This is a genomic window from Erwinia sp. INIA01 (assembly GCF_025947915.1).
Taxonomy (GTDB): domain Bacteria; phylum Pseudomonadota; class Gammaproteobacteria; order Enterobacterales; family Enterobacteriaceae; genus Erwinia; species Erwinia coffeiphila.
Genome location: NZ_JAPDNC010000001.1, coordinates 340,145 through 366,369, shown reverse-complemented (window position 1 = coordinate 366,369; position 26,225 = coordinate 340,145). Strand labels below are relative to the sequence as shown.

23 protein-coding genes are annotated in these 26,225 nt (G+C 56.0%); 9 read left to right on the top strand and 14 right to left on the bottom strand.

The genetic code is table 11. From position 1 onward, the window contains the following. Window positions 1–152 precede the first annotated feature (152 nt). Window positions 153–953: a 3-methyl-2-oxobutanoate hydroxymethyltransferase gene (panB, locus tag OMR58_RS01620; RefSeq protein WP_264544981.1), complete on the top strand. Its 801-nt coding sequence runs from the start codon at window positions 153–155 to the stop codon at window positions 951–953. Between the two features lie 193 nt (window positions 954–1,146). On the opposite strand, the gene OMR58_RS01615 is transcribed toward panB, so the two are convergent. From OMR58_RS01615 to OMR58_RS01595, 5 genes are read right to left on the bottom strand one after another with little or no spacing between them, the layout of a single operon-like run. Continuing rightward, the gene (locus OMR58_RS01615; RefSeq protein WP_264544980.1) at window positions 1,147–2,388 is read right to left on the bottom strand and encodes a phospholipase D-like domain-containing protein; all 1,242 of its coding nucleotides are present in this window, start codon (window positions 2,386–2,388) and stop codon (window positions 1,147–1,149) included. Further along, window positions 2,381–3,028 carry a MotA/TolQ/ExbB proton channel family protein gene (locus OMR58_RS01610; protein WP_264544979.1) on the bottom strand — a complete coding sequence of 216 codons (648 nt, stop codon included), beginning with the start codon at window positions 3,026–3,028 and terminating at the stop codon, window positions 2,381–2,383. The genes OMR58_RS01615 and OMR58_RS01610 overlap by 8 nt, the downstream gene beginning before the upstream one ends. Before the next feature lie 19 nt (window positions 3,029–3,047). Then, window positions 3,048–5,288 (bottom strand): TonB-dependent receptor family protein, encoded by a 2,241-nt coding sequence (locus OMR58_RS01605; protein ID WP_264544978.1) that lies wholly within the window; start codon window positions 5,286–5,288, stop codon window positions 3,048–3,050. 33 nt (window positions 5,289–5,321) lie between these two features. Then, window positions 5,322–6,095 (bottom strand): energy transducer TonB, encoded by a 774-nt coding sequence (locus OMR58_RS01600; protein ID WP_200559207.1) that lies wholly within the window; start codon window positions 6,093–6,095, stop codon window positions 5,322–5,324. Between the two features lies 1 nt (window position 6,096). Next, window positions 6,097–6,504 (bottom strand): ExbD/TolR family protein, encoded by a 408-nt coding sequence (locus OMR58_RS01595; protein ID WP_264544977.1) that lies wholly within the window; start codon window positions 6,502–6,504, stop codon window positions 6,097–6,099. Between the two features lie 764 nt (window positions 6,505–7,268). On the opposite strand from OMR58_RS01595, the gene treR reads away from it, so the two are divergent. From treR to treC, 3 genes are all read left to right on the top strand, one after another. Next, entirely contained in the window at window positions 7,269–8,219 is a 951-nt protein-coding gene (gene treR, locus OMR58_RS01590; protein WP_264544976.1) for a trehalose operon repressor TreR, read from the top strand. Window positions 8,220–8,388: 169 nt separating this feature from the next. Continuing rightward, entirely contained in the window at window positions 8,389–9,807 is a 1,419-nt protein-coding gene (gene treB, locus OMR58_RS01585; protein WP_200559205.1) for a PTS trehalose transporter subunit IIBC, read from the top strand. A 23-nt stretch (window positions 9,808–9,830) separates the two neighbouring features. Beyond that, window positions 9,831–11,474 carry an alpha,alpha-phosphotrehalase gene (gene treC / locus OMR58_RS01580; protein WP_264544975.1) on the top strand — a complete coding sequence of 548 codons (1,644 nt, stop codon included), beginning with the start codon at window positions 9,831–9,833 and terminating at the stop codon, window positions 11,472–11,474. Between the two features lie 46 nt (window positions 11,475–11,520). On the opposite strand, the gene OMR58_RS01575 is transcribed toward treC, so the two are convergent. Next, window positions 11,521–11,853, bottom strand: a complete 333-nt coding sequence (locus OMR58_RS01575) for a hypothetical protein (RefSeq protein ID WP_200559203.1) — start codon at window positions 11,851–11,853, stop codon at window positions 11,521–11,523. A 148-nt stretch (window positions 11,854–12,001) separates the two neighbouring features. Continuing rightward, window positions 12,002–12,712: a RipA family octameric membrane protein gene (locus OMR58_RS01570; RefSeq protein ID WP_444861282.1), complete on the bottom strand. Its 711-nt coding sequence runs from the start codon at window positions 12,710–12,712 to the stop codon at window positions 12,002–12,004. Window positions 12,713–13,091: 379 nt separating this feature from the next. Here OMR58_RS01570 and OMR58_RS01565 point away from each other — a divergent pair, with 379 nt between their 5' ends. From OMR58_RS01565 to OMR58_RS01555, 3 genes are all read left to right on the top strand, one after another. Continuing rightward, a complete protein-coding gene (locus OMR58_RS01565; RefSeq protein ID WP_200547250.1) occupies window positions 13,092–14,018 on the top strand; it encodes a substrate-binding domain-containing protein in 927 nt (308 codons plus the stop codon). A 64-nt stretch (window positions 14,019–14,082) separates the two neighbouring features. After that, a complete protein-coding gene (locus tag OMR58_RS01560) occupies window positions 14,083–15,135 on the top strand; it encodes a sugar phosphate isomerase/epimerase family protein (protein ID WP_264544974.1) in 1,053 nt (350 codons plus the stop codon). Between the two features lie 5 nt (window positions 15,136–15,140). Continuing rightward, entirely contained in the window at window positions 15,141–16,313 is a 1,173-nt protein-coding gene (locus OMR58_RS01555; protein WP_264544973.1) for a Gfo/Idh/MocA family protein, read from the top strand. 88 nt (window positions 16,314–16,401) lie between these two features. Here the strand turns inward: OMR58_RS01555 and OMR58_RS01550 are convergent, their stop codons facing one another. Beyond that, window positions 16,402–17,298, bottom strand: a complete 897-nt coding sequence (locus OMR58_RS01550; protein WP_264544972.1) for a DMT family transporter — start codon at window positions 17,296–17,298, stop codon at window positions 16,402–16,404. A 965-nt stretch (window positions 17,299–18,263) separates the two neighbouring features. Here OMR58_RS01550 and OMR58_RS01545 point away from each other — a divergent pair. Continuing rightward, complete coding sequence (locus tag OMR58_RS01545) at window positions 18,264–19,157, top strand: LysR family transcriptional regulator (RefSeq protein ID WP_264544971.1); 894 nt, start codon at window positions 18,264–18,266, stop codon at window positions 19,155–19,157. Between the two features lie 21 nt (window positions 19,158–19,178). On the opposite strand, the gene OMR58_RS01540 is transcribed toward OMR58_RS01545, so the two are convergent. Beyond that, entirely contained in the window at window positions 19,179–19,691 is a 513-nt protein-coding gene (locus OMR58_RS01540) for a GNAT family N-acetyltransferase (RefSeq protein ID WP_264544970.1), read from the bottom strand. Between the two features lie 60 nt (window positions 19,692–19,751). Between OMR58_RS01540 and OMR58_RS01535 the strand changes: the two genes are divergently transcribed. After that, window positions 19,752–20,330, top strand: a complete 579-nt coding sequence (locus OMR58_RS01535; RefSeq protein WP_264544969.1) for a helix-turn-helix domain-containing protein — start codon at window positions 19,752–19,754, stop codon at window positions 20,328–20,330. 134 nt (window positions 20,331–20,464) lie between these two features. On the opposite strand, the gene OMR58_RS01530 is transcribed toward OMR58_RS01535, so the two are convergent. The 5 genes from OMR58_RS01530 to OMR58_RS01510 form a co-directional block, all read right to left on the bottom strand. Further along, window positions 20,465–21,496, bottom strand: coding sequence for a substrate-binding domain-containing protein (locus tag OMR58_RS01530; protein WP_105591946.1), 1,032 nt, complete (start codon window positions 21,494–21,496; stop codon window positions 20,465–20,467). Between the two features lie 112 nt (window positions 21,497–21,608). Next, window positions 21,609–23,387, bottom strand: a complete 1,779-nt coding sequence (locus tag OMR58_RS01525) for a cold-shock protein (RefSeq protein ID WP_264544968.1) — start codon at window positions 23,385–23,387, stop codon at window positions 21,609–21,611. Between the two features lie 33 nt (window positions 23,388–23,420). After that, window positions 23,421–23,858, bottom strand: a complete 438-nt coding sequence (locus OMR58_RS01520; RefSeq protein ID WP_264544967.1) for a GNAT family N-acetyltransferase — start codon at window positions 23,856–23,858, stop codon at window positions 23,421–23,423. A gap of 48 nt (window positions 23,859–23,906) precedes the next feature. Continuing rightward, a complete protein-coding gene (locus tag OMR58_RS01515; RefSeq protein WP_200559192.1) occupies window positions 23,907–24,659 on the bottom strand; it encodes a DeoR/GlpR family DNA-binding transcription regulator in 753 nt (250 codons plus the stop codon). Window positions 24,660–24,784: 125 nt separating this feature from the next. Beyond that, complete coding sequence (locus OMR58_RS01510) at window positions 24,785–26,044, bottom strand: DUF1479 domain-containing protein (RefSeq protein ID WP_264544966.1); 1,260 nt, start codon at window positions 26,042–26,044, stop codon at window positions 24,785–24,787. Window positions 26,045–26,225: the final 181 nt, after the last annotated feature.

Here is a 26,225-nt window from a genome sequence, read left to right as displayed (position 1 = left end):
CAGGCCACCGCCCGGAAACATTCATTACTGGCGCGGAAACGCTGGATTTGTCGGCGCTGATGAAATGAAACACAGGTTTAAGCAGAGACGGGCCTGAGTATGATCAGACCCATATCATCCTTCATTAACATGACGATTTAGCTGAGAAGACCATGCCACCAATCACTCTTACATACCTGAAAAACCTCAAGCAGCGTGGCGAGAAGATCACCATGCTCACCTGCTATGACGCCACGTTCGCGCATGAGCTGAGTTCTGCAGGGGTAGAAATGCTTCTTATCGGTGATACGCTGGGTATGATCCTGCAGGGCCATGACAGCACTCTGCCGGTCAGGCTGGAAGATATGGTTTATCACACTGCCTGCGTAAAGCGTGGTAATAACGGCGGCTTCATCATCGCCGACCTTTCCTTCATGACTTGCTCCTCGCCCGAACAGGCACTGCACAGCTCCTCGAAGTTGATGCAGGCCGGTGCACAGATGGTCAAGATCGAAGGTGGAGAATGGCTCTGTGACACCGTACGGCAGTTGACACGCAACGGTATACCCGTCTGTGCACATATCGGACTCACCCCACAATCGGTTAACGTCTTTGGTGGTTTTAAGGTGCAGGGGCGGGACAGCCAGCAGGCAGCCGCCCTGATTAACACCGCGAAAATGCTTGAAGAAGCCGGTGCGGCAATGGTGCTGGTTGAAGCCGTCCCTGCCTCACTGGGTAAAGCGTTGAGTGAGGCGGTATCCGTACCGGTGATCGGCATAGGAGCCGGCCCGGATACAGATGGTCAGGTATTGGTGCTGCATGACATGCTTGGACTGAGTATTACCGGCAGAGCACCAAAATTCGTCAAAAACTTTATGAAGGGGCATGACGACATTCAGGAGGCGGTAAAAAGCTACATTGTTGCCGTTAAAGAGGGCAGTTTTCCGTCGGCGGAGCACTGCTATTCAGAATAAGTGACAGATGCAGCCGCTTTTTTTAAGCGGCTTTGAGGCTGTCAGTTAATCATTGCATGCTGAAACATTTAACAACGGATGCTATTTTCCAAAGATGAATGCTACTGCCACGGCTTCAGCCGCGGCAGTAGCACTTACTCTTCTGTCCGATGATGTATCACGCCTACATCATCAGCCACAACGTCATCTAGTTTTAGCGGGCAGGGTGGGGCAGCGGATAATCAAAATCCACCCTGATTGGCTCCGCGTAGGGGCTGTTCCACAGCTGGCTGTAAAGCGCGTCCAGGCGCTCGGCCATCGGCACACTGTTCAGGACCAGCTCAAGGTTGCGTGAGTTATCAAAATAGCCCCCGCTCCAGTTGCTGGTTCCCACCCAGGCCGTCGTGCCGTCGATCGTCATCAGCTTGCTGTGAACCACGCGCGCAAAGGGAATAAAGCCCCGGCTTGCGGGTGGAATAGTCACCACCTTGAGCTGAACGTTAGGCACCAGCGACAGGCTTTTTAACCAGAACACCTCGGGTTTCTTCAGATTCCAGCTGGCTACCATCAGTTCAACCTGCACGCCGCGCGCGGCCGCGCTGCGCAGGGCGTTATCAATCGTGGCGTAATAGGGGCGCTTTCCCTTTTCTCCCCACGACAGCGGGGCGTAGTCCATTACCTGCACTCGTATCCGCGACTTTGCGCTGTCCAGCAGACGCGGCAGCTCAACCTGCGAGTCAATCACCCCGCTCGGGTTATAGTCGCGCGGGCTGGCAACCAGATAATTGCCCTGCGGAACCGACGCCGGTGCCTGCCACGTCAGTTTCGGCACCGGTTTATTGCCGGCGAGCAGTGCCTGCGCCTGCCAGTCCTGATCGAAGATAGCCTGAATTTGCCGCACCGCTTGTGCATCATCAATTCGCAGCCCGGTTTCCTGAATCTGCTCCAGCGCGCGCCAGTCAAAGTTCTGGCTGCCGACAAAGGCCTCTTTACCATCCACCAGCAGATACTTGGCATGGACGATACCGCCGGTCAGCCGGTGGAACGGAATAATCCGCAGTTCGAGGTTGGGAATGGTCTTCAGCGCCGCCAGCGTTTCCGGCGTCGACAGGCCAACGCCTTTCTCCTCCATCAGAAAACGAATCTTCACGCCGCGTTCCCCGGCGGCGCGCAGATGGGTCAGCACGCCGTCCAGCAGAGAACCTTGTTCATTTGCCACATAAAACTGCGCCAGATCGATATGCTCGCGTGCCGAATCAAACATCTGCTGCCAGACGTCGGCAGCATTGCGCAAATCATTGTTCTGTAGCGTGGTTTCCTGGGGCGCGTTATACACCAGCTCATAGCCCGGTATTGAGAACGCCGCGTGTGCGGGCAGGCTTAACAGCATCCAGCCGCCCGCAACCAGGCTAATCAGGCGGCCTCCCGGCCACCCGTATTGACGATAATCAGGCATAGCGCTGCGCCTCGCGCCCTTCCCAGTGCCGATCGCTCTGTTCCGGACGACTGGCCGGGCTGCCGGCACGGATCAGCAGAACTTTCAGCAGTTCGTTAATACGCTCCATGCGGCTTTGCAGGTAGTTATTCCCCACCAGGCACAGCAGCGCTATCGCAATCCCCAGGCCGGTGGCGTAGAGCGCGGTGCCCATCCCGGCGGAAACCATACTGGCGTCAGAAACGCCAGAGGCGGAAAGCGCCTTAAAGGTGTCCATAATGCCCAGTATCGTCCCCAGCAGGCCCAGCAACGGCGCGGCGGTCACCACGGTTTCAAGCATCCACAGCCCGCGCGACATCTGCGGTTTGCTCAGCAGATACTGCGCATCAATTAAATCACTCATCGCTTCGCGGTCTTCCGCCATCTGTTTTTTCTCCAGCACCGGCAGAATAATGGTCAGTGGCAGGCTGTTGCGCCCGGTCAGCGACTCCGGCAGGTCCGACGCGCGGCGGACGTCCGGCGTCAGCGCCTGTTCAAAGCGCAGGGCCTGGCGCTGCGCCCAGGAAAAATAGAGCCCGCGTTCAATCAATATCACCACGGCGATCGCCAGTGCGGCATACATAATGTAGAAAATAATGTCGTGAATCAGGTTGGCATCCATCAGCGTGCCCTCCGGTTAATTAAAAGGTGGCTTCCAGCGAAACGCTAAAGGTGCGCTCTTCGCCGACGTTGTAATACGGGGTGCTGGCCCTCACGCCATCGTAAGGTGCTGCGTTAAAGGTCGTTGAGCGTACGGAGGTCAGGTACTGTTTATCGAACAGGTTATCGATGCCGAAGCGCAGGGTGGCGCTTTTAACAATCTTTTTGTCCACCGGCAGATGAACGCCAGCGGCAACATCAAAGATCGTGCGCCCGCTGATTTTCTCGTCGTTGGTTAAATCGCCATAGAACGCGCTGACGTATTTACCGCCGAAGCTGCCGTAGTAGAGGCCATCGTCATAACCCAGCGACATGTTAAGCATGTTTTTCGGCACGTTCGGCACCGTTTTACCCGCCGTTGGCAGTGGATTGCCGCCGTTGCTGACAATGTCATCTTTCTGCTCGGAATCCGTATAGGTGTATGAGGTGTAGTAGTTGAAGTTGTACGGCAGCTTACCGCTCCACTCCAGCTCCAGACCTTTACTTTCCACGCTGCCGATATTCATCATTTCGTAGTCGCCGTCAGCATTGGTGGTGGAAATCTGACGGTCGGAATAGCGCATATAGAAAACGGTCGCACTCAGCAGCATGTCGTCACGCTGGAAGCGCCAGCCCAGCTCGTGATTCCAGCTCAGTTCCGGTGCGGTGTTGATAGAGTCGCCCACGTTATAGAGCACGTAGTTTGGCGGCGTGCGCATGTTGCGCGTCAGGTTATAGAACAGTTGGTTTTCCAGATCCGGCTTATAGCTGAGGCTGAAGTTCGGCAGGAATTCATGGTAGGTGGCTTTACGTTTTTCCGGCGCGTTGTACAGGCTGCCCTTGTTATCACCAATGCGTTCGACGTACTGATACGCCAGCCCGCCCACTACCGTCCATTCTGGCGACACGAACCAGGTATCCTGCAGCCAGACTTTCTGCGCCGGGGTAACGGTGTACTGGTTGCGGCCCTGTACCGTGTTGCCGTTGGCGTCTTTCACCTGGTCGGATCCGCCGGGCTTACCGGAAACGTTCGCCGGGTTGCCATCATCCTGAATACTGATAAACGGCTGGGTCTGCGACTGGCGCGCACGCTCATACCAGTAACCGATATCCAGGCTGTGTTCGTCGTTAATATCCCACTTCAGTTTCGTCGTAACGCCCGGTCGCCATGTCTGGGTCCATGAAGGTCGGTAGTAGGTATTGGACGATAAATTGCTCAGGTCGTACTGCCCGGCTTTATCGGAAGTGCTGGACAGCACTGAGGCCGTTTGTCCGGTAAAGCTGCCGCCGTTACCCCAGAAGTAATAGGGCTGCACGGTCAATGCGAGGTTGTCGCGAAGCTGCAGTCGTTGTGAGAAAGTGAGGTTGAAGTTTTCAAACGGGTTGCGGTTCAGCTTGTAATATTTGCTCAGCTGACCTCGGCTGTTATAGACCGGCGATGTCGAGTAATCCTGGGTCGGATCTTCGTCAAACTGCGCTTTGCTCAGGGTGTTGTAGTTGGTGTTGTCCTGCTTGTTATATTTCACGATCAGGTTACTGCTGTTGCCGTTACCATCCTCGTAAAGCGAGTTCATCTCGAACTTATTGGAGTAGTTGCGTCCTTCTCCGCGCCACTTTTTGGCTTCGGTGTGCGAGTATGAGAGCCAGTTGCTGAAACCGTTGTACTCACCGGTTTCCAGGCGGGCGAAAGTTTTGCTGAGGCTGTTGCTGCCCAGGGTTTGCTTGACAAAGCCGCCGAACTCTTTAGACGGGCGCTTGGTGACAAGACCAATGTTGCCGCCGCTGGATCCGATATGCGGGCCGTCGACTTCGGAAGATCCCTGAGTCACAAAGATCTGCTCAAGGTTTTCCGCATCCCCCAGCAGGTTCGGATACACCGCGTAGTTGCCCGAGTCGTTAATCGGAATGCCGTCCATCGACAGGCCGATTTGATCGGCGTTCATCCCGCGCATGGTGTAGTCGATACCGCTCAGGCCGCTGGCGTCATTACTGTTGACGTTCATACCCGGCGTATATTTCAACATGTCGATCGCGTTACTGGCGCCGGGCGCTTTGTCCATGGCTTCTTTCGTCAGCGTGGAACGCGCTTTACTGCTGTCTTCCTGTACCATCAGACCGCCGCCCAGCGACTGCCCTTTGACATTAATCTCCCCCACATCGCTGCTGTCTGCCGCCAGCGATGAACCTGATAACAATGCCGTCACTACGGCTAACGCAATCCCAGAATAATTAAAGTTCTTCATTTTTTTTCCTGTGAAAAAACAGATAATTAAGTTTTATGGAGCCTGATAATTAAACGTTGCGGTAAATCTTTTGCTTCTTTGCCCGGCGAAAGCCTCTTCAGGGAAGGGCTTCAACTGGCTGATACTTTGTAAGGAACTTAGCGCTGCGCGATTGAGCAACATGCTCGTAGCCTTGCTGGCAATACCGGAAGCGAGCACCCTGCCGCTGCGGTCAACCTCCAGCCAGACCTCAACGTTGCCCTGTGGACGTTCCAGTGATGCCTGACGGCCGCTCGGGTAGCGTTTGCGCTGTTCCAGCTCGCGGCGCAGCGCCTGCAGGTAGCCGTTTTCCACCGCCTGCGCGTTGGCTTTCGGTGCCGGAGGAGCAGGCGGAGCTGGCGGCGCGGTAGGCTGGCTCACCGGCCTGCTGACGGCAGACGGTTTTTGTGCCACGCGCTCCTGCGGCTTCGGCGCTTTTTCAGGAACCGGTTTTGGCTTAGTTTCTGGTTTCGGCTTTGGTTTTGGCTTAACAATCGGTTGCTGCTGGATAACCGGTTCCGGAGCAGGAACGACGGGTTCGGCAATCGGCTCTGGCTCAGGCTGCGGTTCGGGTTGTGGTTCCGGCGGCGGTTCTGGCTGTGGTTCCGGGATGGGTTCCGGCTGCGGTGGCTCAGGTTCAGGTTCGGCCAGCGACAGCTCCATTACCGTATCGTCATAGTGGGGTTTCACCTGCAGCACGGCATGCTGGCTGATAAACAGTAAGCATCCACCGATAACCAGCGCGGGTAGCCAGCTGACAACGTGGCGTGAACGATAAAGCAGATACATATCACTGCTTCCGTGTGGCGATAGAAATGGAGAAGAAACCGCCCTGGCGTAGGGTATCCATCACGGTAACCAGGCGCTCGACCGCCACGTCTTTATCGCTGTTGACGATAATCGTGGTGGTCTGGTTTTCCTGCTGCTGTTGCTTCAGGGTATTCACCAGCGCATCGATGGCCAACGGCTGGCCGTCCAGCTGTAGCTGTTCGCCACTACCGAGGGTGATGATGGCTTTTTTCTGCGGTTTAAGCTGTAGGGCGCTACTGGCCGACGGCAGCTGGGTTTTCAAGCCCAGAGCCGGGATCACATTCAGGCTAATCAGAACAAAGAAAACCAGTAAAAACATCATCACATCGATCATCGGGATCAGTTCGATATGGGCTTTATTTTTTTTAGGCTCACTCCAGTTACGCATGGCACTCCCTCCCAAAAATTGAAGGGGCCAATATAGAAGTGCTTTGTTTATTTTTTGTTGCACATTTATTATTTTATTATCACAACACTTACACTTTTGTGAAATAAAAGCGCGATAAGGTTCAATGAATGGCGCGATATTTGGCAGCAGTCAGGGATAAATCATGTTTTCAGCATATGGGCATGCAGGGGTTAACAGGAATCAATTTTACTATCATTCCTGACGATTCATATCGACTAAAGATGGAGACATATTTCTGTTGATTTTATGGTGCTATGTGAATATAAATATTCATTTAGAATCATATTGTTATTTGTCTGTTGGGTGTGAGTTTTCACAGATCAAAAAATTGATGTTGTTGCCGTGAAAAACGGGTGTCGTCAGCGTTAAGCAATCGTTTTCGTTCAGGCGATTGGTTCAGGAAAGATCGTTCAGAAATAGTTATTGCCAGTACTTCATCAGTAATATAATTGCGTGATATCTACAAGAGTGATTATTTCTGAATTCGCCGATTCTCCGTGTCGAATTAAGGTCGTGGATTTGTCATATTCGGAAATACAGTTCCCTGATGCTCTGGCGGAATTAAGCGCTGCAGTGGCCCAGGGCCGTGACCGCATTACGCAGGTCAGATTATTACCGCCAATCTGAGCCGTCGCGTCCGTTCGTTTCCCCTGTCAGGCCATATCTGCGCACCATCCTATCCTGTATTTTTAGCCGGGAAAGGCGGTAAACTGCCCGCCATAGCCAGCTGAACAGAACACACCATGCAAAATCGCCTGACGATCAAGGACATTGCCCGCCTCAGCGGGGTGGGGAAATCCACCGTTTCCCGCGTGCTGAACAACGAAGAAAACGTTCGGCCGGAAACCCGCGAGCGCGTGCTGCAGGTGATTGAAGAGCATAACTTCAGCCCGTCCAAGTCGGCGCGGGCGATGCGTGGCTTCAGCGACAAGGTCATCGCCATTGTCGTGTCGCGCCTGGATTCACCCTCTGAAAATCAGGCGGTGCGCGCCATGCTGCCGCTTTTCTATCAGCAGGGCTATGACGCCATCGTGCTGGAAAGTCAGTTCAGCGTGGAGCGGGTCAAAGAGCATTTGCAGGTGCTGAAGCAGCGTAATATCGACGGGGTGATCCTGTTTGGTTTTACCGGCCTGACGGCAAAAATGCTGCTGCCGTGGCGCGATAAACTGGTGATGATGGCCCGCGAGATGCCCGGCCTCTCTTCGGTGTGTTATGACGACGCCGGGGCGGTGCAACTGCTGATGAAGACGCTGCTGGACAGACAGATTAACGAGATCGGTTTTATCGGTGTTTCCCCCCGCGACACCACCACCGGCCTGAAGCGTACGCGCGCCTACGAAGAGTGCTGTGAGTATCACGGGCTGGCAGCGCATATCGCACTGGGCGAGCTGACCTGGCAGAGCGGCTACGATCTGCTGCCGCAGCTGCTGAAACACGATATCCGCGCGGTGGTGTGTGCCTCCGACACTATTGCCCTAGGCGCGCAAAAATACCTTCAGCAACAGCAGATTAGCGGCGTGCTGGTGTGCAGTATCGGTAACCTACCGCTGCTGCATTTCCTGTTCCCGGAATCCTTCTCCGTGGAGCTGGGATACGGTGCTGCCGGCGATGCCGCTGCCCGGCAGCTGCTGGCGCAGCTTGAGGGTTCAACCGATCTGCAGCAGACGATTATTCGCGGAAAACTGGCGCTTTAACGCCGCCTTTCGGCCCGATTAAACCCTTACGATCCTGAAAATTTGTGATCGTTTCTGCAAAACTGGGAACGTTCCCATGACAGGGCGTAGCGGATCTGGATATTCTTGCGTCGATTTCAGACAGCCCCTGACCCGGCATTGGACACTTCCAGAGATAAGGCCACTTCTTATGAGTAAAGTTAAGCAACAGGATGTTGATCGGCTGATCGACCTTGTCGGCGGCAAAGACAACATCGCCACCGTAACCCACTGTATAACCCGTCTGCGTTTTGTCCTGAGCGATCCGAAGAAGGCCTCGCCGCAGGGGCTGGAAGAGCTGCCGATGGTCAAAGGCTGCTTCACTAACGCCGGGCAGTTCCAGGTGGTGATCGGGCCGGAAGTCGGCGACTACTACAAAGTGCTGATTGCCACGATCGGCCAGGCTGAAGTCGGCAAAGAGCAGGCAAAAATTGCCGCCCGGCAGAATATGAGCCTGTTTGAGCGCAGCATTTCGCACTTCGCGGAGATCTTCTTCCCGCTGCTGCCCGCGCTGATCAGCGGCGGTCTGATCCTCGGCTTCCGCAACGTTATCGGTGATATTCCCTTCAGCAACGGCCAGACGCTGGCGCAGATGCATCCAATGTGGCAGTCGGTTTACGACTTCCTGTGGCTGCTGGGCGAAGCGGTGTTTATGTTCCTGCCGGTGGCGGTGTGCTGGTCAACGGTGAGAAAAATGGGCGGCACCGAGATCCTCGGCATCGTGCTGGGCATCACTCTGGTGTCTCCGCAGCTGATGAACTCCTATAACCTCGGGCAGCAGCTGCCGGAAGTGTGGAACTTCGGCTGGTTCACCATCGAAAAAGTCGGCTATCAGGCGCAGGTGATCCCGTCCGTGCTGGCCGGTATGGCGCTGGCGCTGGTGGAAAATGCGCTGAAGCGCATCGTACCCGCCTACCTGTATCTGGTTATCGTGCCGGTGACCTCGCTGCTGATTGCGGTGTTCCTTGCCCACACGCTGATCGGGCCGTTCGGCCGCATGATCGGTGACGGCGTGGCGTTCGCGGTGAAAAGCGTGATGACCGGCAGTTTTGCGCCGATTGGTGCGACGCTGTTCGGCTTCCTCTACGCGCCGCTGGTGATTACCGGCGTGCATCAGACCACGCTGGCGATCGATATGCAGATGGTGCAGAGCACCGGCGGCACGCCGGTCTGGCCGCTGATTGCCCTGTCGAATATTGCCCAGGGTGCGGCGGTAGTGGGCGTGATTATCGTCAGTAAAAAACATAACGAACGTGAAATCTCGGTTCCGGCGGCGATCTCCGCGTTCCTCGGTGTGACCGAACCGGCCATGTACGGCATCAATCTGAAATACCGTTTCCCGATGCTGTGCGCGATGATCGGCTCCGCCGTGGCGGCGCTGATCTGCGGACTGGCAGGCGTGACGGCGAACGGTATTGGCGTCGGCGGCCTGCCGGGCATCCTCTCTATCAAGCCGCAGTTCTGGAGCGTTTACGCGCTGGCGATGCTGGCAGCAACTGTTATCCCGATTATTTTGACCGTGCTGGTTTACCAGCGTAAGGCGCGCCGCGACGCGCTGGCCGCGGTGTAGTGGTATTTAATAAGGAACAGGCAATGAGTAACGAAGTGCAGTGGTGGAAGAACGGAACCATCTACCAGATTTACCCAAAAAGTTTTCAGGACACCACTGGCAGCGGCACGGGCGATATCAGCGGCATTATCAACCGGCTGGATTATCTGCAAACGCTGGGCGTGGACGCGCTGTGGCTGACGCCGATTTACCTGTCGCCGCAGGTGGATAACGGCTACGACGTGGCCGATTACTGCGCCATCGACCCGGCCTACGGCACCATGGAACAGTTCGAGCAGCTGACGGCGGAAGCGCATCGGCGCGGTATTCGCATCGTGATGGATATGGTGTTTAACCACACCTCAACGCATCACGAGTGGTTCCTCAAGTCGCAGGATCGCGACAGCGAGTTCCGCCCGTTCTACATCTGGCGGGATGCGGCCGAAAACGGCGGGCCGCCGAACAACTGGCGATCCAAGTTTGGCGGCGGGGCCTGGCAGTGGCACGAAGCGAGCGGGCAGTACTATCTGCACCTGTTTGCTACCGAACAGGCAGACCTGAACTGGGAGCATCCGCCGGTGCGCGAAGCGCTGAAGCAGGTTTGCCGCTTCTGGGCACAGAAGGGCGTTGACGGCCTGCGGCTGGACGTGGTGAATCTGGTCTCGAAGCAGCAGGATTATCTGCCGGATGACGTGGGCGACGGCCGCCGTTTTTACACCGACGGGCCGCGTATTCACGATTTTCTGCACGAGTTCAGCACCGATGTGTTTCAGCCGCTGGGCCTGATGACCGTGGGCGAGATGTCATCTACCCGGCTGGAGGACTGCCGCCGCTACGCCGCCAATGACGGCAGCGAGCTGTCGATGACCTTTAATTTCCACCATCTGAAAGTGGACTATCCCAACGGCAATAAGTGGACCGACGCCGCGCCGGATTACGTGCTGCTGAAGCAGATATTCCGCGAGTGGCAGCAGGGGATGCACGGCCACGCCTGGAACGCGCTGTTCTGGTGTAACCACGATCAGCCGCGCATCGTTTCGCGCTTTGGCGATGAGGGTGAGCTGCGTGTCACCTCGGCGAAGATGCTGGCGATGGTGCTGCACGGGATGCAGGGCACGCCGTATATTTATCAGGGCGAAGAGATCGGCATGACCAATCCGGGCTTCACCCGCCTTGAACAGTATCGCGATGTGGAAAGCCTGAATATGTACGCCGAGCTGAAGAGTACCGGGCACAGCGATGAGGAGCTGCTGCGCATTCTGGCGCGTAAATCCCGCGATAACAGCCGCACGCCGATGCAGTGGAGCGCCGATGCGCAGGCCGGATTCAGCGCCGGTACGCCGTGGATCCCGGTGGCGCATAACGCCAGCCAGATCAACGTGGAGCAGGCGCTGGCCGATCACGACTCGGTGTTTTATCACTATCAGCGGCTGATTCAGCTGCGTAAAAACGAGCCGCTGCTGACCGAGGGCGATTACCAGGATCTGCTGCCCGATCATCCGTTTATCTGGTGCTATACCCGTTCCGCCGGGGGGAAAACCCTGCGCGTGCTGGCGAATCTGAGCGGTGAAGAGCAGGCGGTGACGCTGCCTGCGCTAAGCGGTGAAGTGCTGCTGCATAACTACGAGGATGCTGCGACGAAGGGCCGCCTGCGTCCTTACGAGTGTATCTGGCAACTGGCGGACTGACGGCTTAATGCGGCGCTTCCGGCTGACCGGAACGCCGCATCAACGATTAATCGGCCTGCTGGAATTCGCTGGCCATCAGCTGCTGGCAGGCATCGGTAGATTTTGCCTGCTGGCGCTGTTCCGGCGACAGCGACTGCCAGCTGTTAACCACTTCTTCGGCAATCTCCTGATCGAACTCGTCTTTATTCAGCGCCGACGGTGATTCGCCGCGCATGCTCATCTCTTTAATTTTTTGCAGGTAATAGTCCGCTGACGCTTCCGGCTGTTTGACCACTACGCTGCACAGATGGTTGATATAGCTGGCCTGGGTTTGCTGCTCGTCCGCCGCGCTGGCAGAGGCCGCGGTGAAAAGTAAGAGGATGGGGAGTAGAAATTTCATAACATCTCCTGCGGTGGCCCGTCTCCGGGGAGTTTACAAGGCTGGTCAGCTTCAGCTGTGACAGCAGTCAGTATGGGGCAACACGGGTGAAAATGCTGCTGCATTACCACCCGCTACGTCAAAATCAGTGTCAGTGCCAGCGTCGAACTTAATCCTGTTCAGGAGTTTTCTTTGTCTCTTCCGTTTTATCTTCTGCTTTTTCCGGCTCTTCCGGTGCCGCGTGGTTATGCGTTGGTTTCAGCAGCTGGATATCGAGGATCACATAGGTCATGGTACTGATAAACAGCGAGATCACGCTGCCCATCACGCCGCTGGTGGTGAAGGTCAGATAGTTATAAATCACCAGCCATGTCAGACCGATAAACAGCGCCAGCGCGGTGGCAATCGCCGGGCTGGAATAGTCGCTGGCCCCTGAACTGCGGGCGTTCACGGCGGTAAACAGGCTGCCGGAGCTCTGAGACTCCAGCGCGTGGATGGCCCGGTCCCAGCTTTCCGTACGGCGGGCGCTGGTTTTACAGTGGAACAGGTACAGAATGGCAATAAAGTAGCCGGAAAAAGCGATCAGCACCGGAATGGCTTCCAGCGCATATTCAATGCTTTTATGGCCGTGGCTGGCATTCCCGGCGGAGAGATCCAGCGTCAGCGATGCGCCCAGCGCGGCATAGAGAAAAACAAACAGCGCCAGGAAAGTGATGGCGTGCTGCCAGAACAGCGTCGACTCGCGGTTTTTCTGCCCGACGGCGGTGGTCAGGGCCTGTTGAATTTTCACCGTTCGCCGCTCGTCGTGTTCGCCTTCGGCCTCGTTTTCAAAAAATGCCTGCATAAACTCTGCATCAGCCTGCTCTGTAACCACTTTCATCCCTTGCCTCAATAACAGTTAATTAACGTTCATAGGGTAGCAACGGAACAGGCGTTGTGGAACCCGTAACGATCTCAGTTCATTTCCCCTGAATTAATGTGATTACCCTCTAAGAAAACGATTCTGCCTGGCGGGTGATAACGGCATTTTAGTAATTAACAAAACATTAACATGATGAATTTAAAACGCTTAACGCACGTTTCATCCGTGAAATGCGCTCAATTTTCGTGCATTGCAATTTTTATTGCTCCGATCTTATTATTGGAAAAAATGGTGCGAAGTCCTGCTGACAGGCAGGGCCATTTTTAAATAACGGCAGTTGATAATAAACCTTCGTAGTCGGTTAACGCCGATTAACCCATTAATGTGGAAGGCAATAATGAAAAAATCACTCTTACTCTGTCTGACCCTTCTCACGCTCAGCCCGGCCGCTTTTGCCGTTCAGGTGGGCGTCAGCATCGCACAAATGGATGATGTCTTCCTGTCCCGCCTGCGGGGATACGTGCTGGACCAAAGCAAAACCTACCCCGATATGAAAGTGCAGTTTGAAGATGCGCAGGGCGCGGTCGATAAGCAGCTGAGCCAGGTACAGAATTTTATCAACGGTAAGGTTGATGTGATTATCGTCAACCCGGTGGATACCCAGGGCACTAAAAACATGAGCGAGGCCGCCAGAAAGGCCAAAATTCCGCTGATTTATCTCAACCGTATGCCGTCGGACTCGAAAATGGGGGACGGCGTCAGCTATATCGGCAGCGATGAGGTGGAAGCGGGCAGGCTGCAAATGGAGTATCTGGCCGAGATGGTGAAGGATCGTAAAAGCGTCAACGTGGCGATCATGAAAGGGCTGCTGAGCAACGATGCGACCCGCTTCAGAACCCAGGGCGCGAAAGAGGTCATCGCCAAACACCCGAATATGCACGTGACGCTGGAAGATACCGCCAAATGGATGCGTGAAGACGGTATGAACCTGATGAACAACTGGCTCCTCGCCGGGGACAAAATCGACATTCTGTCCGCGAACGCCGATGAAATGGCGATTGGAGCGGCGATGGCGATTAAGAGTAACGGTCTGAAGCCCGGTAAAGACATTCTGGTCGGCGGCACCGACGGCGGTCCGAACGGGTTGCAGGCGATTAAAACCGGCCTGCTGACCGTCACCGTGTTCCAGGATGCGAAATCACAGGCCTACGGCGCGGTAGATATGGCCGAGACAGCCGCGAAAGGCGGCAAAGTTGAGGACATTAAATTCATTCCATTCCAGCAGGTTACGCCGCAGAACTATCAGCAGTTTATGACGAAGTAATGATTTTTAGTGGGGTTATTTGCACCTGCGTTTCCCGCAGGTGCCTTTTTCTACAGGAGCCACAATGAAGACAATTAAAGGTCCTGGTGTATTCCTGGCGCAGTTTGCCGGAGACAGCGCACCTTACAATACGCTGGCCGGTATGGCGGCATGGGCGGCGGAGAAAGGATTTAAGGGCGTGGAGATCCCCACCTGGGATACGCGGCTGATCGATCTGGCGCGCGCGGCGGAAAGCCAGACCTACGTCGATGACATTCTCGGCATCCTCGCCGAACACGATCTGACACTCACCGATTTAGCCAGCCATTTGCAGGGGCAGCTGGTGGCGCTGCATCCGGCATTTAATCTGCCTGCCGACAGCTTTGCGCCGCAAGCCGTGCGCAACAACCCGCAGGAACGCCAGCGCTGGGCGACCGAACAGCTGCATCTGGCGGCGAAGGCCTCCCGCCGTTTCGGTTTAAGCAAACACGTAACGTTTTCCGGCACGCTGCTATGGCCCTATCTCTACCCCTATCCGCAGTGGCCGGAAGGGCTAATTGAGGAGGGTTTTGATGAACTGACGCGCCGCTGGCTGCCGATCCTCAACGCTTTTGACGAGCAGGGAGTGGACGTCTGCTACGAGATCCACGCTACCGAGGATCTGCACGACGGCCTGACCTTCGAGCGCTTTCTGGCGAAAACCGGCAACCATCCCCGCTGCAATATGATGTATGACCCCAGCCATCTGGTGCTACAGGGCATGGATTATCTGGCGTTTATCGATCACTACCATGAACGGATTAAAGCCTTTCACGTGAAGGATGCCGAGTTCCGCCCCAACGGTAAAAGCGGAGCCTGGGGCGGCTATCAGCCCTGGAGCAGCCGTGCCGGGCGCTTCCGTTCGCCGGGAGACGGGCAAATCGACTTTTCCGCAATCTTCTCCAAACTGACGGGCTACGGTTTTGACGGCTGGGCGGTGCTGGAGTGGGAGTGCTGCTTTAAAAATCCCGAAGACGGCGCGCGCGAGGGGGCGAAATTTATCCGCGACCATATCATCCGCGTGACCGATAAATCCTTTGATGATTTCTGTAAATCCTGGGCCGATCCGGCGCTTAACCGTAAAATTTTGGGGCTTTGACCATCATGAAAAAAACACCACTGAAGGGGCGGCGCATTCGCCTGGGGATGGTCGGCGGCGGCGAGGGAGCCTACATCGGCGGCATCCACCGCTTTGCTGCCCGGCTGGATAATCAGTATGAGCTGGTTGCCGGGGCATTCGATATCAATGCTGCCCGAGGGCATGCTTTTGCGGCAGAAAACTTTATTGCCGCCGACCGTTCCTATGACGATTTTACGGCGATGATCGCCGCCGAATCCGCGCGTGAAGACGCCGTGGATGTGATTGCTATCTGCACGCCCAATTTCACCCACTATCCCGTGGCGCGCGCCTGCCTGGAGGCGGGGATCGATGTGATTTGCGAAAAGCCGCTGACCAGCACGCTGGAGGATGCGGAGCTGCTGGCCGAAGTGGTTCAGCGTACCGGCGGCTTCCTCGGCGTCACCTATACCTATGCGGGCTATCCGCTGATTGCCGAGGCGCGGCAGCGTATTGCCGCCGGGCTGATCGGCCAGGTGCGTACGGTGCAGGTGGAGTATCCGCTGGAGTGGATGGCGACCGGCGTGGAGCTGAAAAATAATCAGCAGGCCGCCTGGCGCGTCGATCCGAAGAAAAACGGACGGGGTGGCTCGGTGGGCGATATCGGTACTCATGCCTACCATCTGGCGGGCTATGTGACCGGGCTGAAGGCCGAAAGCGTGATGGCCGATCTGGCGACGTTTGTTGCGGGGCGTGCGCTGGACGATAACGCCCATGTCCTGATCCGCTATGAGGGCGGCGCCCGGGGGATGTTGTGGTCGTCGCAGGTGGCGATTGGCTGCTCCAACTCGCTGCGGTTGCGCGTTTTTGGCGAAACCGGCAGCCTGATGTGGGCGCAGGAGCAGCCGAATGAACTGCTCTTTACGCCGCTGGAGGGCAACAGCCAGGTCATTAAACGCGGGCGCGACGACCTGGCAGCGTTAACCCGTTCCCGCACCCGCACGCCGCCGGGCCATCCCGAAGGCTACATCGAGGCATTTTCGAACCTCTACAGTGGATTCGCCGATGCGTTGCGGGCGCGTGATGCGGGGCAGGAACCGGGCCTGGCAGGCGCGGCGGTGCCGCAGATTTACGACGGGCTGAAAGGCGTGGCGTTTGTCGATGCGGTGGTAGACAGCCACGAGCAGGGCACGGTGTGGATGAAACCGAAGTACTGCTGATGCTCTGGGATCACTGACCGCGAAGGCCGCGGTCAGTGATTCGGCCAGTGCCGTTCCCCTCAAAGAGGCCTGAGCTTGGCCAGGTGCGTTAACGGCGGATGACCACCAGCAGCCCGCCTATCACCAGTACCGTTCCCACCATCTGTTCCAGCGAGATCGGTTCCTTTAACAGCCACCAGCTAAAGAAAATGGTCAGTACCGGGCCAAGCAGGCCAATCATCACTGCCCTGGCGGCACCGATGCGGAACACGGCGGCGGACTGCCAGAAAATCGGCAGCACCGTGGAGAACAGCGCCATCGCCAGGCACCAGCCGTAAACCGGCAGGGGAAGATTCAGCGCCGTCAGTCGATGGGTGAACAGGAAGTGAACCAGCGTGGCGAGGGTAGACACCAGCAGCGCCAGCACGGAGAACTTCATCGCGCCAAGACGGGCAATGGCCGCTTCCGACCCGGCACTGTAACCGGCATACAGCACCGCGCAGCCGAATACCAGCAGACCGCCGGTGATCACCGTGCCAATTTCGCTGGAGACACTGACGTCGTGCATAAAGGCGAAGATAATCCCCGCGTAGGCGAGCGCCATCGCCAGCAGCACCTTTCTTTCAAACTTTTTCCCCAAAAAAGCGACCCCGAGCAGGATGGTCAGCATCGGGTAGGTGAACAGGATCAGCCGCTCCAGCCCGGCGGAGATATACTGCAGGCCCATAAAGTCCAGCATGCTGGAACCGTAGTAGCCCACCACGCCGAGCAGGAACAGCCATCCATAATCTTTACGCGTCAGCGCCGGGCCCTGGCGCAGGATGGGGATCGCCATCAGCAGGATAAACGGCAGCGACATACTCATTCGTAGCGCCAGCAGGGTAACGGCATCCACGGGTGCGGACTGATAGGCAAGCTTGACGAAAATCGCCTTAAACGAAAAGCCAAAGGCGGCGAGTACGGCGAACGTAATCCCGGCTGCGCGGGATGGGGCGGATAGCGTCATTTGAACCATTTTATATCTGAAGAGTGAAATGCTGTCGGCGGTTCGATTCACGCCGAATAGCGGTTAAATCAATGCTGTGGTCAGGTGCCTGTCCGGCCGGATAATTTGTTGTTCTGCGTGTTCCTTGGGGTTTAGCGGGGCGTGTGTTTTGCGATAAGAGAGATAATCGCTGACGGTTTCTGATATGTGAAATCGTAATCATGTATGTGTCTGATATGCATTTTATATGATTCAAGGGCGGGGGCTTCGCGTTGAGAGCCGGGAGGATGGTCCGGCCTCAGCTGCTGCTGACGTGATAGCAGCAGTGGCGGTAAGCAAAGAGAGGGGGGCTCGGCCTCGGCGACTTCCGGACGGTCCTCGCGCCGCTTTGCGGTCCCTTCGGTTACTGCATTGTGCCGTGCGGATCGGCCAGGATTGAACATCCCTGTTCAAGCCCGACCTGAGCGCAGCCTCCATGCTGCGCTCTCCTGGCCCAATGCCTCCACCTCAGCGCTGCGGATTATCCGGCAGCCGCCGAGGCCGAGCCCCTGTTACAGTTGGCATCGCTGTTTGAAGATCGCGTGTTCGTTAATTTTAAGAGCCAGAGCCAGACTCTTTTTTCAAACAGGCAACGCAACAGTAAAAAGCAGACTGGCCGGGGTGCCGAACGGGCAATCCGCAGCGCTGAACGTAGCGAGGAAGCCAGGATTCGGCCACACGGACGTGGCCGAAAGTCACAGCCGCGCAGGACGCGCGTCTGTGGCGGTCCGACCGGCTGACGAGCGAAGTGAGGGCACCGCAAAGCGGCGCGAGGACCCGCCCGAGCGGTGCCCCGACCAGTCTAAGCCGTCACCCTATTCGCAGACGTCACGCCCTCATAAAACCCTCTGGCAAAATGTTGAATATCTCACCCCACCAGCGCTAAAGTTCGATATACAAAACCGCCATCCAGCAGGGCTCTCATATCCACAGCCTATCGAGAGAAAATGATTAACTTCCGTATCATCCGCCATATGTGGCTGTTCCTTGCCGTGGCCGAAGAGAAACACTTTGGCCGTGCAGCCAGGAAATTAGGCATGACGCAGCCTCCCTTAACCCAGCAAATCCAGGTGCTGGAACAATCGCTAAAAGTTAAGCTCTTCGACCGCTCAAAAAGAAACGTGCAGCTGACGCCGGTCGGCCTGGCGATCCTTCCTGCGGTGAAGAAGTTTGCGGAGCAGGTGGAACGGCTCGAAGTGGCAATCAACGAAGCCGTTGCCGGACACAGCGGCGTGCTGACGATCGGTGCCATCAGCGCCGCGATGCTGGACGTACTTCCCGGCTACATCCGGCGGATGAAGGCACTGAACCCGGATATCGTGATTTCCATTAAGGAGATCGACAGCGCCGAGGCGATTCCGGCGCTACAGAATGGCGAAATTGACCTGGCCTTCGCCCGCCTGACCGGTGAACAGGGGGAAGGCATCGAATCGCTGCCGATCTCCAGTGCGGAACTGGTGGTGACGCTACCGCACGATCACCGTCTGGCCGGGCAGAGCCGAATCAGCCTGCGATCGCTGATGAATGAAGAGTGGGTGATGTTTTATCGTTACCTCAATCCGGGCTATTTCGACAGCATCATCTCCGCCTGCCACAGTGAGGGCTTTTCGCCACGCATTCTCCATGAGGTCCGCTCCGTAGCACTACAGATTGCTTTCGTCGGCTGCGGGCAGGGCATTGCGCTGGTCCCGGCATCGCTGAAACATCTGTCGCTCACCAGCGTGGTGACGTTACCGCTGGAAGAGCGGATTGAAGTGGTCACCACGGCAGTCGCCTGGTCTTCTGCCCGCCCGAATCCGCTAGTGGAGCGGTTTGTTGAACTGGTGAAAGGGGAGGTGTAGCGGCCTGGCGTGCGGCCACCATCACGGACGCTCCCGCGTATCCAGTTTCAGCTGCATAAAGGTCAGATCCAGCCAGCGGCCAAACTTCATACCCACTTCATGAAGCTGGCCGCTCTGCTCAAATCCCAGCTTTTCATGCAGCGCAATCGACGCCTGATTGCCGGATTCAATCCCTGCTACCATCACGTGTTTGCCGTGTTTGCGCGCGTGTTCAATGAGGGCTGACATCAGCGCCAGCCCCGCGCCGTGGCCGCGTGCGTCTTTATGAACATAGACGGAATGTTCAACCGTATGACGATAGCCATCCCAGGGGCGCCAGTCGCCGTAGGAGGCATAGCCAATGGTCTCCCCCGCCTCGCTCACCGCCACCAGCACCGGAAACCCGGCCGCCTGGCGGTCGCGAATCCACTGAATACGGTTGCCGATATCCACCGTTTTCTCATTCCAGATTGCCGTGGTGTTCTGCACCGCATCGTTATAGATCTCGGTTATTACCGCTGCATCATTCTCAACTGCCGTTCCGATCTTGACCATAGACACCTCCGGTTTCATCTAATAAAGTGGACATATTGTTTACTATTTTATTTATCCACTATGTTAGATAACTTGTCCAGTAAAGAAGATGATATTAATCGCCGCATCGGCCAGCGCATTAAGCTGGAGCGGGAACTGCGAGGCTGGTCGCTGACCGACCTGGCACAGCAGTCCGGCGTTTCCCGGGCGATGATCCATAAAATTGAACGCGGCGAGAGCAGCCCGACGGCGACGTTACTGGCCAGGCTGGCGGGATCGTTTGATATGAGTATGTCCCAGCTGATTGCGCAGAGTGAGATGCAGTCGGGCACGCTGCTGACGCTGGCTCAGCAGCCGGTGTGGCAGGATCCGGAAACGGGATATATTCGGCGGCACGTTTCCCCGCAGCAGATCCCGGCGGATCTGGTCAGTGTTGAGCTGCCAGCGGGCGTATCGGTGCCGATGCCGTCCATCTCCTATTTGTCCCGCCGCCAGTTAATCTGGGTAATCAGTGGCGAACTGGTGTTCCAGGAGGGGGAAAAAACCTTTGAGCTGGAAGAAGGGGACTGCCTCGCGTTGGGCGATCCTGCCGACTGTGTGTTTATCAACCGCAGCAAGCGGGCGTGCCGCTACGCGGTACTGGTGCTGAAACCGCTTTAGGTTGCACCTTCCGGTATAAATTGCCCGGCGGCCTGTTTCAAACGTACAGTGCTCAGGGCAAACTCTGGATGCCAGATGCCAGATGCCAGATGCCAGATGCCAGATGTTGGATAGTTGCCAGCATCCAGCTTCGATTAGCCCGGCATCAGTGTAAAGCGGGTAACAATCTCAATCGGCACAAAGGTATGCGCTGACACCGGTTTCTGCTGATTCAGCGCAATCAATCTGTCTACCGTTTCGAGCAGCAGCTGCGGGATATTTTGCGACAGGATATAGTCAATTTTCTCCGCCAGGATCAGGCGTTCGGTAACCTCATTGACTTCATGGGTGATCACCACCGGTTTTATCGTGCCCTGGTATTCTTCCAGCGCGGCGACAAGCCCTTCGTTCCCTCCGGCAACGTTGTAAACCGCGCGGATATCCGGATCGTTTTTCAGCAGCTGTATCGCCGCATCGTAGGTTTGTTGCGTATCGTCATTGCCTGAAACCACTTCCAGTACGTTGACCGAAGGCAGGGTTTTTCTGATCTGCGCGCGGAAACCAATTTCGCGGTCGTCATGGCAACTGTAGGAGAGCGTGCCAACAATCACCGCCACGCTGGACTGAGGGCAGTGCTGTAGATGTCGGCCCAGAATAAAGCCAGCCGCCTGGCCCGCCGCACGATTGTTGATGCCGATATAGGCATCGCGGGCGTCAGGATCAAGATCGCTGACCAGCGCAATGATACGCTTTCCCTGTTGCTTCAGTTTAAGTACCGCTGCATTTATTACCGGCGTGTTTTTCGCCACGATAGCGATGGCATCGGCGCTCTCAGCCTGCTGTGTGATTAAACGCACCACCTCGTCGTCATCGGTGACCGGGCAATCGGCGATATCCAGCGTGACTCCCCGTGTCTTGAGCTGGCTTGCGATCTTCTCGCCTGCCTGTTTTACCGATGCGTTGTACTCCGCGCCGCCCTGAACCACCAGCGCAAAATGGGCGTTCTGTTTCACTACGGCAGGCTTCATATCGCCCGCGGCCTCCACCAGCAACGAGGCATAGGCGTGCTGAACGGCTTCAACGGTTCTGGGATTGACCCCCGGACGATTGTTGAGGACGCGATCGATGGTTGCGCGGCTAAACTGCGTAGCAGCAACCAGTTCTTTCATGGTGGGTTTACGGTTCATAAACAATAGCCTGCCTTCACGGTTCCATGTTCCTCATGTTACTCCATCTGTAGCCGCTAAGTCTTCGTAATACCTGATGATTCATAAAGGATCTGTATTTGTGTGACTCAGCTTAACGGTTGAAATAAGGCGAACCACCGTAGAAGCGCTCGTACTGCACCGCTTCCGTTTCGCCGCCGCCGGTATTGCCATATTTTTCCCTGTGATGCGTACAGCAAGAGCCGCAGAAAGCACAGATATACCGCCCTTCGTCGCATTTCTCCGTCAGATCCCTGTCATCAATAATTTCACTGCATTTATAGCCAATGCAGTGGTTGATATAGTGGCTGATGTCAAACTGTTCGCAGCCGTGGCTGGCGCATTTAAACACCGTCAGGCGATAGGCTGCCTGGAAAGGTTTACGGATAAACCCGTTGCTTGCTGCATCCCACACGGTAACCTCGACGCGGGAATATTTCATATTGGGAACCATCAGCAGACTGCAGCTGCGGCAGTTGAGGCGGGCAAACAGCTCTCTGATACGGTTAAACCAGGCGGCCAGTTTAATCGGTAAATCACGCTTCGACGGCTCACCCACGACCATATATTGCATACCGTAGTGTGCCAGCCAGTCATAGATCGAGAAATCCACAAACGCTTTACTGAGATCGGGCAGGACGCGTGGTTCCTCGCAGACTTTCGACCGGCAGAGGAAGCGGTTTTCTGTCGAGCCGTCGGCCTGTTTTGCCCGCCAGTGGAACGCTTCGCATGACAACCTGATATGCCTGAAGCGTTTTTGCAGCGATGTACACTGCGGAAACAGTCTGAAGATGGCAGGATGACCAACGGTGAATCTGCCCGAGAGCAGTGCCTGCCAGATCTCATGCAGGATCACGCTCTGTATTGCTGCTTCGTCGTTGCGGCCGATGAGCGGCAGCAGTTTAGCGAGAATAAAAAATTCCGGATCGGCGGATAGTTCCGGGCTGGACTCGATATCACTGACGAAGCTGAAATCCTTTCTGAACATCTTCTGCTTCAGCAGGCAGGGGGTGATAAAGTCACGGAATACCGGATGTTGGTACCAGTCGGCTTTTGAGGCAAACGCACGCGGATAAGCATCACGAATATAAGGTTCAACCGCCATTTTATCCTGGCCGAAGCTTCGTCGGATAAACTCGTCAATATCGCTGCCGCGATGCTTAAGAAGCGTTTCACCCGGCAGGCAGTTGAAAAACGCCAGATAGAGCGTGGCGCTAAGCGAAATTTTTTTCAGCAGCGTTTCTATTAGCGCAGACTGCGTGGGCGAAGGCGCAGGATGGTTTCCGGCCCATTTTTTCATCCATGCGGCGAACTGCTCAACATGTCTATCGATAAACTCGCGTGGCAGGGTGTCAGGGCTAATGTCTAGTGCGATCAGATCGTTAAAATCTTTGTGGCTGGCGATAGCTTCAAACAGCTCTGGATAATATCGACGCTGTTGAAACAGCGCTAACAGGTGGTAGGGGGCGATGCCGCTGGCAATCAGCCTGCTGACGACATCATCTCCCCAGGCCCGGACGAAGCAGGTAATGACTTTTTCTCGCTGCGGCCAGCCGTTGAACTGAATTTCGCCCTGGCCGAAGGCACTGAAGTAATCCACCAGTTTATCGGCCGTTGCGGCCACATCAAGCAGATGGACCTCATACGCAGTGGGCTTAGCATGTTTGCCCACACCTTCACGAAAAAGCACCGGCGAGTTTTCATCGGGCAGTTGGCTGCCGACAATCTCGCTTTTATGAAAGAATAGCTCGGCCCGGCTTTCCGATTTCAGGAAGCCAAACTGGTTCTCTTTGCCGGTCTTATTGTTCAGGCCGCCATACCAGAGCACGCTGCCCAGATACCACCTGGCACGACCTTTAGCGTTTTCAGCCATATTGCTGATTCCTTCTTTGGTATCGAACGACCGTTATGCTCTGCGTTTTTCCAGGCGGATATCACCTTCGTCTGCGGCGGTTTCGTTGCCCCATCCGCTATGACGATAGAATCCGGCTGCGCGCGTAATTTTACCCGTTTCCAGCCAGATAACGTCGTGCTGCCGGAACAGCTGATCTTCAGCAACCTGAACCAGTCGTTTGCCAATTCCTCTGTTTTCATATTCAGGAAGAACAAAGGCGGCAAACAGGCAGGCATCTTCCGGGATAATCATGGAAAATCCGACGATTTGCTGGTCTTCAGCCGCCACCCAGGCACAGGATGAATTCTGGATCATGGCGGTCACGGCGGCCCTGGTGATCCCCATTTCTTCAAGCTCTTCACAGGTCAGCGTATTTTCGCGGACCGAAGTGCGCACGTGAAACAGACCGTCGATATCATCGGGCGTTGCTGCGCGGATGGTTATTGTCATGGCGGTAAATCCTTTTTTAGCTGAAAACGACCGTCAGTCTGCCTGGTGTTAGCGGCGCTGTGCGACAATATCCAGCTGATATTTCTGCTTAATCAGCGTGTTACGGATGTCAGGCGACAATCCATCATCGGTAATAATCTGGCTAAAGGTATGCTCAATCGAGATCGGGTAGGGGTGGACGCTGCCGAATTTGGACGAATCCGTCAGCGCGATGGTCCAGGTGCCCCTGGCCATCACCGCGTTCACTACGTCGCAGCGCATCATATTGCGGCCGGTAAAGCCGGTGTCCGCATGCCAGCCGTCCACGCCGATAAAGGCTTTATGGAAGTTAAGCTGCTGGATGCAGTAGCGTGTTAACGGCCCGACCACGGATTCGCTGCTTTTCTGATACTGGCCGCCAAGGATAACCACTTCGCACTGCGAGTCGCGCAGCAGATGGGCGATAAAATGGCTGACGGTAATAATCGTCAGATCGCTGCGTGAGGCGAGTGCGCGAGCCAGCAGGGCATTGGTGCTGCCGCCTTCAATAAAGATGGCTTCACCGTCGCCGATCTGTGAAGCGGCAAATTCCGCCAGCCCCTGCTTGATTTTGTAGCGGGTCTGCATACGGGAATTCACGTCGTCACTGTCGGGTGCAACGGCGGAGCCGTGAACGCGCTTTAAAAAATTGTCGCGTTCCAGCGCGTTGAGATCCTGGCGGATGGTGACTTCAGAAACGCCGGTCAGCTGTGCCAGTTCGCTGACGCTAACGCTGCCTCTTTCGTTCACCAGCTGGATGATATGTTCGTGTCTGCTGTTCATTCAGGCTTTGATAAGGCTGGAATAATTCGGTTCAGTCTAACAGATATTCTTTGCGGCACACTACGCCTGTACCAGGCAGCGAGTATTGTGGCTGGCCCAAAACTTCAGGCCAGCCGTTTTGTCACTTATTCCAGCCCGAGGCTGCGCTTGCCGATGTTGTTCAAATCCGCAGTAGTAAAGCGCTGCTGCCAGTCGCGTTCGTAGTCCTCCCGTGGGAAATCGCCCGGCGACGTTCCCCGATCCAGCGCCTGTGCCACTTTGTGTGCGTAGGCCAGATTCTTCTCGCAGAGCGGTGCCGCAGGGATATACATCACGTTGCCCCAGCCCTGCTGATCGGTCACCGGTGCCACCGAGTGGATCACATCACAGTGCCACCACACCGAATCGCCCGCCTGCAGTGACGGGATGGAACTCAGCCCCTCAATCAAGTCAGGATGCCACTGTGGCGAGATCGGCAGCACTTTGCCCGGTGCCACGCCGCACAGTTCATCTTCCGGAACGTCGTCCAGCAGCGGCCTCAGCAGGACATAGGCCATCGCTTCCGGCACCGGCACCACGTGCAGCAACCCCTGGCCCTGCTGCATATCCGACAGTGCGGTCCAGCCCTGGAAGGTGCGGAAGGCAGAACATTTGGTCGTATTTTCAACATCATATTCATGAACCTCGGTACGATGCGCCGCATCCCACGGGTCGTATGCGTCGAATCGATTGTTGAATATTTTGCTGAAAACCTGCTGATAGGCGGGCAGCAGCCAGCGTTCGAGCGCGCCGGAGTCGGTATGTGCACCCAGCCCTTTTGAGGTGGTTCCCGGCAGGCGGCGGCGAATCCGGTCCGGATAGATGATGCTGACGTCCGGGTTAAACCACTTCACGCCTTCCGATTCGAATTTCCACAGGCGATTGAGGAACGACTGCGTTTCGGCCATCGCCTCGCTTTGCCGGGCTTCCATCTGCGCGGTGGACCAGTAGATTGGATAAATCTCCGGTCGTGATGCCTCCAGGCTGCCAAAGAACGTATCCCCCGGCCCGCGGTATTGCGCATCGAAATCATTGCGGTCCAGGTAATCGAGCATCGAGGTGTCCCACGCCAGGGTTTTATCACGCGGGAAGGTTTGCTTCACCACCACGCAGCCGCGCCTTTTGATCGCCGCGATCTGTTCAGCAGTAATGCGTTTTTCAGCGATATCCGCCCAGTTAATCACCGGCCAGGCGGTGCCGTGCTCGGCTTCTTCTGCTCTGGCATGGGCGATTTCAGTCGTGATTTTTTGCTTAACCTGATTAAAAAGCCCTTCAACATCACCGATCTGCTGGCGAAGCTGCTTTTTCATCAGCCGGATCAGGGCTTTATGGTCTTCAGGTAGGGTGTTAGAGGTGAAATCGCTCATCGTGACAGCTCCGCTTCAGGTGTGTTAGGCTTCGAATGAAGGCTTTATTATCTTCGTTCGTAATTATGGCGACGAAGCTAACAAAAATGCAACAAGTCTTGCGTGAGTCGGATCACGAATCGTTCACGTTCCGGGAACGGGACGATCCGCTTTGTTCAGGCCGATAGCGAAACGTGGGAGA

Coding starts and splice junctions, on each gene's coding strand:
- OMR58_RS01530 (WP_105591946.1), bottom strand. CDS start 21,496: ATGAACCGTAAACCCACCATGAAAGAACTGGTTGCTGCTACGCAGTTT.
- OMR58_RS01560 (WP_264544974.1), top strand. CDS start 14,083: ATGAAGACAATTAAAGGTCCTGGTGTATTCCTGGCGCAGTTTGCCGGA.
- panB (WP_264544981.1), top strand. CDS start 153: ATGCCACCAATCACTCTTACATACCTGAAAAACCTCAAGCAGCGTGGC.
- OMR58_RS01605 (WP_264544978.1), bottom strand. CDS start 5,288: ATGAAGAACTTTAATTATTCTGGGATTGCGTTAGCCGTAGTGACGGCA.
- OMR58_RS01535 (WP_264544969.1), top strand. CDS start 19,752: ATGTTAGATAACTTGTCCAGTAAAGAAGATGATATTAATCGCCGCATC.
- OMR58_RS01550 (WP_264544972.1), bottom strand. CDS start 17,298: ATGACGCTATCCGCCCCATCCCGCGCAGCCGGGATTACGTTCGCCGTA.
- OMR58_RS01600 (WP_200559207.1), bottom strand. CDS start 6,095: ATGTATCTGCTTTATCGTTCACGCCACGTTGTCAGCTGGCTACCCGCG.
- OMR58_RS01545 (WP_264544971.1), top strand. CDS start 18,264: ATGATTAACTTCCGTATCATCCGCCATATGTGGCTGTTCCTTGCCGTG.
- OMR58_RS01615 (WP_264544980.1), bottom strand. CDS start 2,388: ATGCCTGATTATCGTCAATACGGGTGGCCGGGAGGCCGCCTGATTAGC.
- treR (WP_264544976.1), top strand. CDS start 7,269: ATGCAAAATCGCCTGACGATCAAGGACATTGCCCGCCTCAGCGGGGTG.
- OMR58_RS01525 (WP_264544968.1), bottom strand. CDS start 23,387: ATGGCTGAAAACGCTAAAGGTCGTGCCAGGTGGTATCTGGGCAGCGTG.
- OMR58_RS01520 (WP_264544967.1), bottom strand. CDS start 23,858: ATGACAATAACCATCCGCGCAGCAACGCCCGATGATATCGACGGTCTG.
- treC (WP_264544975.1), top strand. CDS start 9,831: ATGAGTAACGAAGTGCAGTGGTGGAAGAACGGAACCATCTACCAGATT.
- OMR58_RS01510 (WP_264544966.1), bottom strand. CDS start 26,044: ATGAGCGATTTCACCTCTAACACCCTACCTGAAGACCATAAAGCCCTG.
- OMR58_RS01555 (WP_264544973.1), top strand. CDS start 15,141: ATGAAAAAAACACCACTGAAGGGGCGGCGCATTCGCCTGGGGATGGTC.
- OMR58_RS01565 (WP_200547250.1), top strand. CDS start 13,092: ATGAAAAAATCACTCTTACTCTGTCTGACCCTTCTCACGCTCAGCCCG.
- treB (WP_200559205.1), top strand. CDS start 8,389: ATGAGTAAAGTTAAGCAACAGGATGTTGATCGGCTGATCGACCTTGTC.
- OMR58_RS01515 (WP_200559192.1), bottom strand. CDS start 24,659: ATGAACAGCAGACACGAACATATCATCCAGCTGGTGAACGAAAGAGGC.
- OMR58_RS01610 (WP_264544979.1), bottom strand. CDS start 3,028: ATGGATGCCAACCTGATTCACGACATTATTTTCTACATTATGTATGCC.
- OMR58_RS01540 (WP_264544970.1), bottom strand. CDS start 19,691: ATGGTCAAGATCGGAACGGCAGTTGAGAATGATGCAGCGGTAATAACC.
- OMR58_RS01595 (WP_264544977.1), bottom strand. CDS start 6,504: ATGCGTAACTGGAGTGAGCCTAAAAAAAATAAAGCCCATATCGAACTG.
- OMR58_RS01575 (WP_200559203.1), bottom strand. CDS start 11,853: ATGAAATTTCTACTCCCCATCCTCTTACTTTTCACCGCGGCCTCTGCC.
- OMR58_RS01570 (WP_444861282.1), bottom strand. CDS start 12,712: ATGAAAGTGGTTACAGAGCAGGCTGATGCAGAGTTTATGCAGGCATTT.